This is a genomic window from Acinetobacter sp. YH12021 (genome assembly GCF_013420145.1).
Lineage (GTDB): Bacteria > Pseudomonadota > Gammaproteobacteria > Pseudomonadales > Moraxellaceae > Acinetobacter > Acinetobacter towneri.
Genome location: NZ_VOYT01000003.1, coordinates 116,984 through 131,679, shown reverse-complemented (window position 1 = coordinate 131,679; position 14,696 = coordinate 116,984). Strand labels below are relative to the sequence as shown.

Annotated in this window: 18 protein-coding genes; 11 read left to right on the top strand and 7 right to left on the bottom strand. The window is 41.7% G+C overall.

Annotated features, from left to right (window positions below; genetic code table 11):
• Positions 1-191: 191 nt before the first annotated feature.
• Entirely contained in the window at positions 192-764 is a 573-nt protein-coding gene (locus FTT91_RS04635) for a hypothetical protein (RefSeq protein WP_178866047.1), read from the bottom strand.
• A 317-nt stretch (positions 765-1,081) separates the two neighbouring features.
• On the opposite strand from FTT91_RS04635, the gene FTT91_RS04630 reads away from it, so the two are divergent.
• Positions 1,082-1,348 (top strand): PspC domain-containing protein, encoded by a 267-nt coding sequence (locus FTT91_RS04630; RefSeq protein ID WP_096901311.1) that lies wholly within the window; start codon positions 1,082-1,084, stop codon positions 1,346-1,348.
• A 235-nt stretch (positions 1,349-1,583) separates the two neighbouring features.
• Here FTT91_RS04630 and FTT91_RS04625 read toward each other — a convergent pair whose 3' ends face one another.
• Entirely contained in the window at positions 1,584-2,687 is a 1,104-nt protein-coding gene (locus tag FTT91_RS04625) for an HPP family protein (RefSeq protein WP_180169056.1), read from the bottom strand.
• 202 nt (positions 2,688-2,889) lie between these two features.
• Between FTT91_RS04625 and glyQ the strand changes: the two genes are divergently transcribed.
• The 6 genes from glyQ to FTT91_RS04595 all read left to right on the top strand — a co-directional run bounded on the left by glyQ (position 2,890) and on the right by FTT91_RS04595 (position 8,316).
• Entirely contained in the window at positions 2,890-3,876 is a 987-nt protein-coding gene (glyQ, locus tag FTT91_RS04620) for a glycine--tRNA ligase subunit alpha (protein ID WP_004976017.1), read from the top strand.
• Positions 3,876-5,945, top strand: coding sequence for a glycine--tRNA ligase subunit beta (glyS, locus tag FTT91_RS04615; protein WP_180169055.1), 2,070 nt, complete (start codon positions 3,876-3,878; stop codon positions 5,943-5,945). Before glyQ ends, glyS begins: the two co-directional genes overlap by 1 nt.
• Positions 5,946-5,959: 14 nt before the next feature.
• On the top strand, positions 5,960-6,559 hold the full coding sequence (locus tag FTT91_RS04610) for a DUF6036 family nucleotidyltransferase (RefSeq protein ID WP_004976011.1): 600 nt from the start codon (positions 5,960-5,962) through the stop codon (positions 6,557-6,559).
• Positions 6,556-6,960: a hypothetical protein gene (locus FTT91_RS04605; RefSeq protein ID WP_180169054.1), complete on the top strand. Its 405-nt coding sequence runs from the start codon at positions 6,556-6,558 to the stop codon at positions 6,958-6,960. The genes FTT91_RS04610 and FTT91_RS04605 overlap by 4 nt, the downstream gene beginning before the upstream one ends.
• A 91-nt stretch (positions 6,961-7,051) precedes the next feature.
• A complete protein-coding gene (locus FTT91_RS04600; RefSeq protein ID WP_180169053.1) occupies positions 7,052-7,441 on the top strand; it encodes a hypothetical protein in 390 nt (129 codons plus the stop codon).
• Positions 7,442-7,800: 359 nt separating this feature from the next.
• Positions 7,801-8,316, top strand: coding sequence for a hypothetical protein (locus FTT91_RS04595; RefSeq protein ID WP_180169052.1), 516 nt, complete (start codon positions 7,801-7,803; stop codon positions 8,314-8,316).
• A gap of 66 nt (positions 8,317-8,382) precedes the next feature.
• On the opposite strand, the gene FTT91_RS04590 is transcribed toward FTT91_RS04595, so the two are convergent.
• Together FTT91_RS04590 and FTT91_RS04585 are read right to left on the bottom strand one after the other, a co-directional pair.
• Positions 8,383-8,583 (bottom strand): hypothetical protein, encoded by a 201-nt coding sequence (locus FTT91_RS04590; protein ID WP_180169051.1) that lies wholly within the window; start codon positions 8,581-8,583, stop codon positions 8,383-8,385.
• Between the two features lie 118 nt (positions 8,584-8,701).
• The gene (locus FTT91_RS04585; RefSeq protein WP_131261080.1) at positions 8,702-9,970 is read right to left on the bottom strand and encodes a hypothetical protein; all 1,269 of its coding nucleotides are present in this window, start codon (positions 9,968-9,970) and stop codon (positions 8,702-8,704) included.
• 120 nt (positions 9,971-10,090) lie between these two features.
• On the opposite strand from FTT91_RS04585, the gene FTT91_RS04580 reads away from it, so the two are divergent.
• Together FTT91_RS04580 and FTT91_RS04575 are read left to right on the top strand one after the other, a co-directional pair.
• Positions 10,091-10,867, top strand: coding sequence for a class I SAM-dependent methyltransferase (locus tag FTT91_RS04580; protein ID WP_180169050.1), 777 nt, complete (start codon positions 10,091-10,093; stop codon positions 10,865-10,867).
• A 14-nt stretch (positions 10,868-10,881) separates the two neighbouring features.
• A complete protein-coding gene (locus tag FTT91_RS04575; protein ID WP_180169049.1) occupies positions 10,882-11,436 on the top strand; it encodes a hypothetical protein in 555 nt (184 codons plus the stop codon).
• Between the two features lie 6 nt (positions 11,437-11,442).
• Here the strand turns inward: FTT91_RS04575 and FTT91_RS04570 are convergent, their stop codons facing one another.
• On the bottom strand, positions 11,443-12,645 hold the full coding sequence (locus FTT91_RS04570) for a TIGR03862 family flavoprotein (protein WP_004975990.1): 1,203 nt from the start codon (positions 12,643-12,645) through the stop codon (positions 11,443-11,445).
• A gap of 6 nt (positions 12,646-12,651) precedes the next feature.
• The gene (locus FTT91_RS04565; protein WP_257229573.1) at positions 12,652-13,344 is read right to left on the bottom strand and encodes a tRNA (guanine-N(7)-)-methyltransferase; all 693 of its coding nucleotides are present in this window, start codon (positions 13,342-13,344) and stop codon (positions 12,652-12,654) included.
• An 86-nt stretch (positions 13,345-13,430) separates the two neighbouring features.
• Here FTT91_RS04565 and FTT91_RS04560 point away from each other — a divergent pair, with 86 nt between their 5' ends.
• Positions 13,431-13,604 carry a DNA gyrase inhibitor YacG gene (locus FTT91_RS04560; RefSeq protein WP_154321096.1) on the top strand — a complete coding sequence of 58 codons (174 nt, stop codon included), beginning with the start codon at positions 13,431-13,433 and terminating at the stop codon, positions 13,602-13,604.
• Positions 13,605-13,808: 204 nt separating this feature from the next.
• Positions 13,809-13,988, top strand: a complete 180-nt coding sequence (locus FTT91_RS04555) for a hypothetical protein (RefSeq protein ID WP_004975984.1) — start codon at positions 13,809-13,811, stop codon at positions 13,986-13,988.
• A gap of 50 nt (positions 13,989-14,038) precedes the next feature.
• Here the strand turns inward: FTT91_RS04555 and FTT91_RS04550 are convergent, their stop codons facing one another.
• Complete coding sequence (locus FTT91_RS04550) at positions 14,039-14,683, bottom strand: MBL fold metallo-hydrolase (RefSeq protein WP_131261085.1); 645 nt, start codon at positions 14,681-14,683, stop codon at positions 14,039-14,041.
• Between the last annotated feature and the right edge of the window lie 13 nt (positions 14,684-14,696).

Here is a 14,696-nt window from a genome sequence, read left to right as displayed (position 1 = left end):
TACTATAGAATTCCCGTATTCTGCCCTGTTTGACTAACACTTTTATCCACTACACCTTGCTCAATTCAGTTGTAGACGATGTGCCATCATTGATAAATCATACTTTACACATCCCAAATAAAAACTTGATGTAAAAAAACAAAAGCCCAAAAGTTTTTCACGAATGGGCTAAGAATTGAATGAGCGAATAATTAACTTGCTCTGATTAAATGATAGTTTTGCGAAGGTAAGGGATTGCTTTTAAAGTATTCACGATTATTTTCTGTTGCAATCGCAATTTTGTTTTTATCCATAATTAAATTATGGTCTTGATCAACATTATAGTAAAAGTTCACCCCAGAGGCGCGTGCCACCACAATTTGATGCGCGTCTTCATCATAGAACCATAAATCTTTGCGGTATTTTTTTTTATTGTCGTAACTGATTTGCCCCGCATTGACAAAAATACGATGCGCTGTCCCATCAGGCAATAAGGTCAGAATATAATCGACTTTTCCGCTTTCGCACATAACAAACTTATCTTCACAGCTAATCTGAATAGTATAGCGTCCCACATAAGTCAGATGATTTTCGGGAATATGATGTTCTGTTGCAGCCGTTTGCATGGGTGCGGTTGCCTGCCCTGCTACTTCAGTCAGTCTTTTGGTTTCTACCTGTTCTGTATATTTTTGCACTGCAGCTTGCTCAAGTTGTGAATCATCGCATCCAAGCAATGCCACTGCACTCCATATAGAAACTGCGCAAATATTTAATTTAGCCGACACACTATCCCTCATATAGAGTGACCAGACCGAGTATTCAGTCCTATTCAAACCACCGAATAGACAGCTCAATGTAAGCCATGCTTTTCCTCAATCCTTTGTGGTCAAGCGCTTACTCTGCCCATTGCTTCTTTACGATATTTTAGGTGGATGCTGGTTTAAGCAACACCAAAAGTTACATAACTTTACTAATTGCTTTGCCACCGCCCTTTAAAAATCCATGTGCATCACCATTTTTATTCTATATACAGATGATGTGCTGCGAAGCTAAACATCAGCGTGTATTTATTTTGAATTTTAGATCTCTCAAGGAGAATTAGATGGCCAATGTTGGTTTATATCGCTCAAACCGCTCAAATATGATTGCTGGGGTTATGGGTGGTATTGCTGAACGTTTTGGTTGGAACGCAAATTTACTGCGCTTAATTTTTGTGATTGTTTCCGTGATGAGTGCTGCCTTTCCAGGCATTTTGGTGTATTTGGTGTTGTGGTTGGTGATCCCTAAACAAAACCAGTTGAATACAGCAAACTATACTCAGGGCTACACAAGACCTGTACGCACGGTCAATTCTGATCAAGACCGATAAACGGTATTGAAATTTTAAAGACTGACCACATCTAAGATTTATAGGTTTTAATCGTTCGCTGATTCACTCTTAGATATCCCTTATTTACACAGTTTTTTCTTTTTCGCTACGATTGCTCCCCCAAGCATCGTAGCTTTTTTTTGCCTTTCAACCTGCAATGTATTTTAAAATGTCACAGCAGTTTGGTAGCTTCAGAATTGACACTTTTTGGATACGCATCGACAATACAAATCAATCAATTGGTCTTTACAGCAAGCTGTTGATTCAAGACGGCAATCATATCGGCACGGCTAATGATCCCCACCAAACGCTGCTGCTCTACCACAGGAATGTAGTTAAAAGAGCGCTCGACAAAGTACGGCACAAGGTCTTGAATACTTTGTTGCGGTTGCACCGTGACCACTTGGCGTAACATGATATGTTTCACTTGATGTTTCCAGCTATACGGCAAATCTGTTGCGTGTTTAAACCATTCCACTACTTCATACAGCGCCAAAGTTCCAACCAAATGTTGCTCTGTATCAATGACAGGTAAACTCATTAAATTCATGTGTTTGAATTTTTCTAAAGCACTGTGAATATCATCATCTTGCTGCAAACTAACCACATCTTTACTCATAATATCGGCACAAGTCAGTGCTTGAGTTTGTCGTTCACTGGCTTTGTGTTGCGCTTCTAAAATGATTTTTTGTAAGTCGTATTCACTAATATCTAGCAACTGGGTTTGTGCATCTAAAACATCTTGAATATCTTGCGGCTGAATAGTGGCTTTTTGAGTAGGCGTTGGGTCTTGGGTACGTTGATTCAACTGTGGCGTTTGAGGATAAGGCTTGCCAATCATGCGGTTAAATACGATTGCAATCATCATCAGCAAAACTGAATTAAGCAGCACAGGATAAAAGATGAAGTGATAACCCAGCTCACGCACGGCATCTCCGCCAAGCACTGCGGTAATGGCCACTGCTCCACTCGGTGGATGCAGCGAATCGGTGGTCATCATCAAGAAAATAGATAAAGCCACAGCCACACTAAAGGCTTCGGTTAAATTTGGAATATATAAAGCACAGCTCACGCCCATAATTGCTGCAATACTGTTCCCAACTACAATATTCCACGGCTGCGCCAAAGGACTGGCAGGCACAGCAAACAACAACACCGAAGATGCACCCATTGGCGCGATATACCATGCGTTAATATCGCCCAACACCCACCAACTGATCAGGGAAGATAATGCCAAACCCAATAATGCGCCCAAACCACAAAGTAGGCGTTCTTTTAACGGCAATACTTTAAAATTGGGTTTCAGCGTATTCAGCCAATCAAGTTGTGAATGAAACACGGGCAGGCAATCCAGTGGTGACAATTGGACAAGATTATAAGGCAATCATTTAGTAATGATGTATTTGTTTTATATCTTTCATTTATCAGTGAATTTGTAAAACCCCAAACAACCAACCGCTAGTTGTGCTTTAACCTTTGCCAGCACCTCGCAAAATCCTTATAATTGAGCACAATTTTTCTCTAATTTTAAGTGGATGACCATGAGTCGCGCCATATCGCATATTGATACCTTTCAAGGCTTAATTCTTGCCTTACAAAACTACTGGGCGGAGCAAGGCTGCGTCGTTTTACAACCTTACGATATGGAAATGGGGGCAGGTACATTCCACACTGCAACTTTCCTACGTGCTTTAGGTCCAGAAACATGGAACGCGGCGTATGTACAACCATCTCGCCGCCCTAAAGATGGTCGTTATGGCGAAAACCCGAACCGCTTACAACACTACTATCAATTTCAGGTGGTGCTGAAACCAAACCCAGACAACATCCAACAATTGTATTTAGATTCTTTAAAAGCAATTGGAATTGACCCATTGGTGCATGACATTCGCTTTGTAGAGGATAACTGGGAATCTCCAACACTTGGCGCTTGGGGCTTAGGTTGGGAAGTATGGCTAAACGGCATGGAAGTGACTCAGTTTACTTACTTCCAGCAAGTCGGTGGTGTTGAATGCTACCCTGTAACAGGCGAAATCACCTATGGTCTTGAACGTCTGGCAATGTACCTGCAAGGTGTAGATTCAGTTTACGACTTGGTTTGGACTAAAGGACAGTTTGGTACTGTGACGTATGGCGATGTGTTCCATCAAAACGAAGTTGAACAATCGACCTATAACTTTGAATACGCACCTGTAGAAAAAATGTTTGAACTGTTTGACTTCTATGAAGTAGAAGCGAGCCGTTTAATTGCAGCAGAATTACCATTACCTGCTTATGAGCAAGTGATTAAAGCATCTCACTGCTTTAACCTGTTGGATGCGCGCGGTGCAATTTCTGTGACTGAACGTCAGCGTTATATTTTACGTGTTCGTACTTTGGCACGTTCTATTGCACAAAGTTATGTGGCTGCACGTGCAAAATTAGGCTTCCCAATGGCTGAACCGCATTTACGCGATGAAGTCTTGGCACAATTAAAAGCACAGGTTGAAGCGGAAGCCAAAGCGCAAAATACTGAGGAAAGCAAATAATGTCTAAACATACAGTTTTATTTGAACTCGGTTGCGAAGAACTCCCACCGAAAAGCTTAAAAACCTTACGTGATGCACTACTTGCAGAAACTGAAAAAGGTTTGAAAGATGCAGGCTTGGCTTTTGATGCAATTGAAGCCTATGCAGCACCACGTCGCTTGGCACTTAAAATTGCTAATGTCGATGCCGCACAAGCAGACACACAAAAACGCTTTGACGGCCCTGCTGTTCAAGCTGCTTACGATGCCGAAGGCAAACCAACCAAAGCCCTTGAAGGCTTTATGCGCGGTCAAGGCATTACGGTAGATCAAGTCTCTACATTCCAAGCAGGTAAAGTTGAAAAAGTGTGCTACTTAAAAGACGTGAAAGGTCAAAGCCTTGATGCGTTATTGCCACACATTTTACAAACAGCATTGGACAACCTGCCAATTGCAAAACGTATGCGTTCTGCTGCAAGCCGTACTGAATTTGTGCGCCCAGTAAAATGGGTCGTTTTACTTAAAGATCATCAAGTAATTGAAGCAACGATTCAAGACCATCAGGCAGCTAATGTCACTTATGGTCACCGCTTCCATGCCCCTGAAGCAATCAGACTACAACACGCCAATGACTATTTAGATGCGTTACGTGCAGCTAAAGTCATTGCGTCTTTTGAAGAACGTCAAGGAATTATCGACCAACAAGTAAAAGCGTTGGCAGATGAAGTTAATGCAATTGCGATTGTGCCTAGTGACCTACGGGATGAAGTGACTGCATTGGTAGAATGGCCTGTTGCACTACGTGCCAGCTTCGAAGAACGCTTCCTTGCCGTTCCTCAAGAAGCCCTGATCACTACCATGCAGGATAACCAGAAGTATTTCTGTCTGGTGAATGCTGAAAACAAATTACAGCCTTACTTCATTACCGTTTCAAACATTGAGTCTAAAGATCCGACTCAAATTATTGAAGGTAATGAGAAAGTGGTTCGTCCACGTCTGTCAGATGCTGAGTTCTTCTTCCTGCAAGACCAGAAACAGCCATTAGCTTCTCGTAAAGAGAAACTGGCCAACATGGTATTCCAGGCACAACTGGGTACTTTGTGGAACAAGTCTGAACGTATTGCTAAACTGGCTGTCGCACTTGCTCCGATTACGGGTGCAAAAGCTGAAGATGCTGAAAAAGCTGCCCTGCTTGCAAAATGCGACTTAACTTCTGAGTTAGTAGGTGAATTCCCAGAACTTCAAGGCATCGCGGGTACTTACTACGCACGTCTTGAAGGTGAAAATGACGAAGTTGCAGAAGCTTTAGGTGAGCAATATTTACCTAAATTCGCGGGTGATGTTCTGCCTAAAACCAAAACGGGTACAACGATTGCCCTTGCGGATCGTCTAGATACTTTAACTGGTATTTTCGGTATTGGTCAGGCACCTACAGGTTCTAAAGACCCATTTGCGCTACGTCGTTCTGCCATTGGTATCCTGCGTCTAGTGACTGAAAATGAACTTGATGTATCTATCGAAGACCTGATCAAGCTGGCATTGGCTGCTTATGGCGATGTATTAAAAGATCACGACAAGACTTTGGCAGATGCAGTTGCATTCCTTGAAGGTCGTTACCGTGCGAAATATGAAGACCAAGGCGTTGCTGTTGATGTGATTCAAGCAGTTCAAGCGCTTTCTCCAAAATCGCCACTTGATTTTGATAAGCGTGTGACTGCGGTGAATCATTTCCGTAGTTTGCCTGAAGCTGCTGCGTTGGCTGCTGCGAATAAACGTGTTGCCAATATCTTGGCGAAAGAAGCTGCGCCTACGGGTGAAATTGTTGAGTCTAAATTGGTTGAAGATGCTGAAAAAGCACTGTATGCAGAGATCCAAAATGTTCTACCTGTAGTTCAACCACTTTTAGCTGCGAAAGACTACACCACTGCACTCTCTCAATTGGCTGCATTACGTGCGCCTATTGATGCCTTCTTTGACAGTGTGATGGTGATGGCTGATGATGCTGAGTTGAAAGTCAACCGCTTACGTTTACTCGCGCAGTTACGTGATTTGTTTACACGTGTTGCGGATGTAAGTGTGTTGCAGCATTAATATGCGAAACCAATATGCAAATTTATAGCAATTCACCCATTGCTTTAGCCATCCTCAAGCTCTTTCGAGAGCTTGAGGAATGGATTTCCCTCTATCATCACAACTTGCCAAACGGTGCAATTAAAGCCTATATTTTTGGTGGATGTGCTTTTCATTTACACACCAATGCCCGAGGCAGTAACGACATTGATGCCGAGATTCAGGCAATTCAACAATTAAAAAAACAAGACATTTTATTATTTCTTGAAAATAATGATGTGGAGTACATCGACCATAATCATCTTGAAACAAATTTAGAATTTGATCGAAGTTTTAATACCGCCTTAGCTTCAATTGATCCAGATTATATTGATCGAGTAATCCCTCTACATACAAGCAGTATTGTTGAAGTTTATCTGGTTTCAGGCGTAGATTTGGCAACTTCTAAACTTGCCCGACTCTCCGACCAAGATATTGAAGATATAAAAACTTTATATCTAAAGCACAAATTCACACTTGATCAGTTTAAAAAATCAGCGAATAATGCTAAGGATTATTACGCAATCCCAGAGCAATTAGACTCGAACATACGCTATATGACATCTGTATTGTCCAGCTTGAAGGATGTGAGATGAATCAGCAAAAATTTGAACAAGCATTAAATGATTTAGTTACACAACCTTTAAACTATGCCAAATTTGAAGAGGTTAAACCCGTTGTTGAATCATTACTCTACTCAGACTTGCTCCCGACCACAGTAAATAAACTCGGTTTGACCGAAAAGCGCCGACTTCTTTTTTTACTTGAAAAGTTTAGAAGATATTCTTGTGCTTCTGTTACGCGTCGTCTGCAATTAAAAACATTCGCCCATCATTTAAGCTTAGAACAGCCTTTAACAGATTCACCTATATTCAATCAAGTTGATCCTTTAGCAAGAAAAATAGGGTTAAATGAAGACCTGAATCACTTAAAACCTCAATTATTGAGCTTACAAACTCGACACTATCAAAATGCTCATTCAGCGTTTCCATTTTAAACGCATACTTTTTATTAGAGCCGAGTAACTAGGCATTTCACTTCAGATTCCCTATACTCAACCTAACAACACTCAACAAGAAAACAAGCTTATGAAACTTAAAACACTCATTTTATCGGGTTTAACTTGCCTTTCTCTTAGTGCGTGTACTTCTGCACCTGTCATTCCACAGCTCACAGCAGGTGTTTTACAAGAAGTGAAAAATATTGAAGTTTACCCAGACACTGTCAATAACAGCGCCAAACTCACAAAATTTATTGATAAATGCGTGATCGAATTTACAGGCACACTGCAAGCAGGTCGTTCTATTGAACAATGGGCATTTAAAGGCAATAGCTTAATTTCAGCAGGTTCTGCAACATTTGCACAAGATGGGACTAGCATAGCAACTCACTTTGACTTGCATGATGCAACTGTGCAAAAGAACTTCATCACCTTACGCAACCATTTTCATAAAGATGCGCTTGCACAATGCAACTAAGCTAAAAACAGCTTTGAATGTATCTTGATGTAGCAAGATTGTTGGACTTTCAATATAAATACAGCATCGCTTGATATTTCAAACTAAGATGATAAAAGCAGTGTAGCCATTGCTGCCCTGCTTTAACAACTCTCCAGAGTAACAAGACCCACAATTTTATGTGGGTCTTCTTCTTTAAGTCTGAAACTCTGCCATAGTTTCAAGCACTTTAAAGTCTCAAACACTGTAAATTTCACCTAAAAACACATCATACTTGCGAAAAATAAACACTGGAGATCATCTAGGCTTTATACAATGCAGTACATTCCATTCAAAACCTTTCAACGACCAGTATTCGGCATCCTAAGAGGCACAGCACAATGAAAAAGATCAATATCAGCATTTGTATTGGACTATTGTTCAGTAGTGCTTCGGTGTGGGCACAAAGTAGTGCTGCACAAACTCAAAGTAATAAACCAATTCAGCCTTATGCAGACAATCCAAACCTCTTACATGTTTGGGCATATAAAACTCAGGAAGGTGTGATTCAGGCAGCACAAAAAGTCGGTGAAGTAACCGAAAAAGGTATTGAAAAAATTCGCCCATCGGCACATCAAGCTTTAGACAACGCCAAACAATTGGGCAGTCAGGGTGCGGCTCAAGCCAAACATACTGGGCAGCAACTGGCCAACAATGTAAATACTAAAATTCAGGAAACCAAAGAAGTGATTACAGGACAAAGTGATCATGCCGTGCCTATCTATCAAGCACCATTAAGCGCGCCTTCGCAGAATATCGCCCCTGCAGCCACCATTGCCGCACCTACTCAAGAAGCACAAACTCAGGCTGCACCAAGTGCAGATACTGAAGAAGAGATTAAAGTGATTAAGCTATAATTTTTTTGATTTATTGGTTTGCTCAAAATTATAAAAACAACTCAGTGCAAATAAAAAAGCCTGCATTTAATCTGCAGGCTTATTCATGTGATAGCGTATCGATTTTTGAATTTGTCGGAATACATAAGCACCTAATCCCAACAATACCAACAAACCTAAAGCGAAAAATAGATAAGCCTTCGGCTCAGGCGCATCTACAAATAAAGTCGCAGATAAAATTAAACTGGACAGCAAAACAAGCACAGCAGGCATCAACAACTTGGTCATACATACTACCCTTGGAATGATCAACAAAAGCATGTTTTAAGATCATCTTAGCCCAATAGCAAAACAATACAAGTGTCTAAAATTTAAACCATCTAAATCATGGATCAAACTTTGCAGCTTACTGTTCCAGTTCTAGGGTAAATTTGGCAGTATCTGGCAAATCTTCCACAAAGTCGTTGCCGCCAAACTCATCACTGCTCAGGTTCAAATCTTTATAGCTCAACACAAAATAGTCGCTATATTTTTTCAATATTAATGGGTGCATGCCTGCAGCAAGTGCATCTTGTTCCTTGCATAGTTTCATGACATGACGATCATTCATACTGATTAAGTAGCGCTCATCATTCAGATAAATTTGCACCAAACCACTGCCCTTTGCATAAATCGGAATCAGGAATTTATGGTTTAAGGCAATTGCATGTGCGGCATAGCTCTCAATTTTTTGGCTGATGATGTTAAATACCAAACCATGACCAAAATGGTCGAGCAAGACATTACGATTTTCATACGGCAACTGAATTTGTAAGCCAAGTTTGTTTAAATCGTGCTGATCGACCTGTTTATTACTAAGCAAAGAGCGAATCAGGTTTTGTTTTAACTTGGCATCAAAAAAGTTACTGTCTAGCTGTAAGTTATTGTATTTTAAAATACGACCTAAAGACCAACGATGATTCGGCAAGACATTTTCAATCACTTTACGATAGTAAAACTTGCTGTTCTTTTTCACCTTGCGAATTTTTTGGTAAAAGAACGGCGCATCAAAAGGATGGGTTAAAAAGTCATTCAGTAATTCAGAGTTGGCTAAAATCGCAATTGCATCATGCCCTGTAAATGGCAAATGTAAGGTATGTAAATGCGGAATTAAAGGCTGAATTTTTAAATAATGCCCACGATCTTCAGCATAATATTGGTCATAGACCACAATATATTCACGCTGTGCCGATACATCTTGCGCTTGAATGCGCATATTGGCATTTAAGTCTGCATGATAAAACATGTTATAGCGTGGGTCGTGAATATCTTCAGGGTCAATTGAATACTGCGGCACCAAAGCCACAATACGGTTTAAATCCAGCAAATTGGAATATTTAATTGCTGCATAGCCGCCCATTGAGCCGCCATAGCCCACTCGAATTTTAAACGGGGCAATCAGGTCTTGAATGGCTGCCAACATGGCGCGCATAGAAGCTTCAGGAAACCATGATTTTTCCTTAGGCATGACCCCAATCACATTAAAATGAAACTTTTCCAGTGATTTTTCGGCATTAATAGACGTTCCTTTGGCCCGTGTAATTAAATCGCCAAAAGAAAAAATCAGCTCCTGAGATGAGCCTTTCATGAAAATAGCGCGGATATGTCCGTCTTCAAAAATTATGTGTTTGTCCATTCCCACACCGGCGCCAAGGCGCTGAATTAAACCGTTACTTTAAACTTGAATACACTGTACGCAAGTTCAAAAGTGAATATGTTATTTTATAGATGCACAGCAGATTAAAAATCGCAAAATATGACACAATCTCTACATCCTGCCGCACAACAAGGCTTTGCTTTAGGGGCAAACCTATATCAACAAGTTCGCCCCAGTTACCCGCTAGAAGTCGATGTTTTCCTGCAAGATCAGCTCCAAGTTCCACTGAATAGCAATATTGTAGACTTGGGTTCTGGCACAGGAAAGTTCCTGCCACATTTGCTCAAACTGACAACTCAGCTTATAGCGGTAGATCCAATTGCCAGCATGTTAGCCGAATTAGAACAACTTTACCCACAGGTTAAGACAATTCAAGCACGAAGTGAGCAATTACCACTGCACGATCAATGTGCAGATTTGGTGAGCTGTGCGCAATCTTTTCATTGGTTTGCCAATCTGCAAAGTTTAAAGGAAATTCACCGAATCTTAAAACCGCAAGGTCATTTGCTGTTAATTTGGAATCAACGTGATATTTCAGTCAATTGGGTCAATGCACTGGCACAGATGATTTTGCCTTTTGAGGGCGATACACCGCGTTTTCACAATCAGGACTGGCGTCAGGTATTTGCCGATACAGATTTATTCCAACTTACTCACGAGCAGAAATTTCATCACACGCATGTTGGTACAGTTGAACAAGTCGTGTCTAAGCGTTTACTTTCGACCAGTTTCATTGCTGCAATGCCAACTGAACAGCAACAACAACTCAAAACACAATTTGAACAATTAGTATTAGAATATACGAATAAGCATGTGCAAGATGAAATTGAATTTCCCTATTGCACACATTTGTATGTCTATCAAAAAGTTGAATGAGAGGGAGCAAATAAATGCAAATAACCTTTAAACACGCGATTGCTCCCTTAACAATTTTTTTGGCGTTCTCCCTCAGCGCTTGCGAGCGCAGCAAAGTAGAACATGCAGACAAACTCAGCCCTGAAGATCAAATCATGCAAACTCAGGTCGAGCAAGTAGCGATTCAGCCCTTTGAAATGACTGCGGATGACCCGCATGATATTCAATTGCTGATGGATTATGAACAACGCCATGACCAAATGAGCAATGATTTGGAAGATGAGTTAGAACGCTTGCATGAAAGCCAACAACTCGATGCTGCATTTGCACAAAATCGCCTGCAGGACAACATTCAATCTGCCTTGAGTATGCTCAAAGAACTGGATTTAAAGACACCGCAAGGGCGTTATATTCAAGGCCTAATGAGTCATTATTGGGAACAGCAAGCGCAATATCTAGCAACTCAAAATACAACTTCTGCACCTTATCCTGTCAGTAAAGAACAACGTCAGCAAGGCTTAGCAGACTTGCTACAGGCGCAGCAACAACTAGAACATTGGCGTGGGCAATATCCACAACTTGATGAATAACGTGTTTTACGGACGCTGCTGTAAATACTGATGCACTCCTTCAGCGGCAGCGCGTCCTGTAGCAAAACAGGCTGTCAGCAAATAGCCGCCCGTTGGCGCATCCCAATCCAGCATTTCACCACAGAGAAAAACGTGTGGATTGGAATTTAACTGCAATTGTGCAGATAAAACCTCACGTTTGACTCCGCCCGCACAGCTAATTGCTTCTTCAATAGGACGAAAACCCTTTAAAGGCACCGTTAAATTTTTAATCTGCTGCGCCAATTGCATAGGTTGCTGCCAAAGGGCTTTATCCACCAACTCACGCACGACTGCAGACTTCACGGCATCCAAACCTGCCTTACGCCAAATATTGCTTACAGACTGTTTTTTGGAAGGTTGCAACTTTTGGTAGAGTTGCTCAACGGTTAAATCGGGTAGCAAATCGAGTTGTAACTGCAGCGGTTGTTGAGCGTGCTGCAACTGTCGCAATGCTCGCCCTTGCTTATAAATTAAGCCACTTTCCAAACCATAATGGCTAATCACAATATCGCCCATGCTCGCTTCAGCGCCTTTCACCCATGCTTGCACACGTTTTAAAGGTTGTCCAAAAACTGGCTGCATATAGTTAGACCAGTGACATTCCACCCCTGCATTACTGGCTTGAAAAGGCTGAATTTCATTGGCAGATAACCAACGCTGCCATGCACCATCACTACCTAATTTTGACCACGACACTGCTCCACATGCCATCACAATAGCAGCAAACTGCTGTTGTTCAACTTGCGCTGTACTTAGATTTTGAATACTGAGTTGATTGTTCTTTAAATCACATACCTGATGCCGATAATGAAACTGCACGCCTGCATCAACCAAGCGTTTTAACCATGCGCGTAGCAAAGGTGCGGCTTTCATTTCTTGTGGAAAAATTCGCCCCGATGAACCTACATAAGACTGAATACCTAAACCCTGCATCCAGTTTTGAATCCAAGCCGCATCCCATTGTTGAATCCACGGCGCCAACCATTCCGCCCGATCATAACGCTGAATAAATTGTGCAATCGGTTCGGCATGTGAAATATTCAGCCCCGTTTTACCTGCCATCAAAAACTTACGTGCCGCTGAAGGTTTCTGCTCATAGACATGCACATCATAGGCATACTGACTCAGCACTTCGGCAGCCATTAGCCCTGCTGGCCCTGCTCCTATAATTGCAATGCGCTGTTTCATGCCTGTTTACTCAGTTGTTGCACTTGAGTCTGCAGAAACTTTCGCCTCAACTGCAGCAGGTGTTAAAGTCAGCTGCTGTCCTTGCAAAGGCTGAAAATCATCAAAACGGGTTGTATAAGCCGCAGGTTTGGTGATCAGCAGTTCCTGACAACGCTCACCACGTGCTAAATATTTGATTTCAAAGTGAGTGCGTGCTGAATCTACTGGAACATCCTGCTGAATAAACGGCAGTTTCCACACCTCAATCAACTGCTGCTGTGCTTCTGCAATATATTCAGGAATATTACTGACCAAAGTGATGCTGCCGCCTGCTTTTAAACGCGACAATAAAAACTCAAAAAATGGCATATTCAACCAACGCTGCGTGGCGTTATGCGGTTCTGGGTTCGGATAAAGAATAAAGAACTGTGCCACTTGAGCAGGAAATAAAGCATGCACAATCCATGGAATCGCATCGGCATGAACAATCTGTAAGTTCTGCTGACCTTCAAGCTGATGCTGTTTTTGCATCGCCAAAAATTTTTCACGGGTGCGCTCAATTGCAATCAACTTGTGCTCAGGATGCTGCCCGCTAAACAATAGGGCGTGTTTACCTTTTCCAGCCCCAATTTCCACACAAACCGATTCATTGGCAATTGCTTGAAAATCACGAGGGGCATGCATACGCTGTGCTTGAAATTGACGAATTGGCATAATCAGATCAAACTTACAAAATTCGGCACAAGTCTATCAAGTCAGGTGCTATTTGCCTAATCCAATCCTGCATTTTTCATTTGGAGTTGATCATGCCACGTACTTTCCCTTGCCCACGTTGTGGCGAAGCTACACAATGGGAAGACAATCCTTTTCGTCCATTTTGTTCTGAGCGTTGCAAGCTCATTGATTTAGGCGCATGGGCAAATGACGAGTATCGTTTACCCACCCAAGATGCTCCGCAAGCAGAAAACTCTGAGGAATAAGCAATAAATTTCCACGCCAAATATTGCCTAAAACTACACACAGTTTCATGGAATTTTTCACATTTTTAGAAAAATTATTCAAAATTTAGTTGTTCTATAATTGCTTTCAGCAGAATTAGCACAGGTTATACTTTGCACTATTCGTGACTCCGTCACTGCACATAACAATAAAGAAAGCAAAAAATAACCTAGGAACATTTCACCATGGAAATCATGTTAAAAGGAATTGTAATGCTGTGTATTTTACTCTCTACCAGCAGTTTAGGCTTTGGACTGTACGCGCATGATTTACTCATGCTGTGCATAGGCATCTTACTGACAATTTTCACAATGCTGTTTGCAATTGAAAGCAAACAAATGCTGAATAATCCCTTTCGCAAATAAAAAAGTCAGCGACTGCTGACTTTTTCTTAAAGCATAAATACACACTGCTTTTAACCTGCTTGCCCCGCCACAAAAGGGTTGTTCTGTTTTTCAAATCCAATGGTACTGATGGGACCATGCCCCGAAATAAACTGAGTGTCATCGGGCAAACTAAAACACTCGCGCTGAATTGAATCTAATAATTGTTGATGATTCCCACGTGGAAAATCGGTGCGTCCAATCGAGCCTTTAAATAGCACATCGCCTGTCCACAAGACGCCATATTTTGCATTATAAAACATCACATGGCCTGGGGTATGCCCTGGTGCATAACGCACTTCAAAGCTTTCTTGACCCAATTGCAGCACTTCACCACCCTCTAACCACTGTGTAACCGTGACTTGTTCAGGGATAGGAAAACCATAACGTGCAGACACTTCTTGCAGTTGATCTAACCAAAAAGCATCTTCTTTCTGTGGACCAATCACAGGAACATTCCAGTAATGTTGCAACGCACCAACAGCCCCCGCATGGTCTAAATGTCCATGAGTGAGCCACAAAGCTTTCACCGTTAAACCCAACGCTTCAACTTCGGCTTTCAGCTTTTCAGGCTCACCGCCTGCATCAATCAAAATTGCTTCTTTGCTTTCTGCATCCCACACAATCGAGCAGTTTTGCTGAAAAGCGGTGACGGGAACAATTTTGACTTGCAACATGGTGGCGAACCTC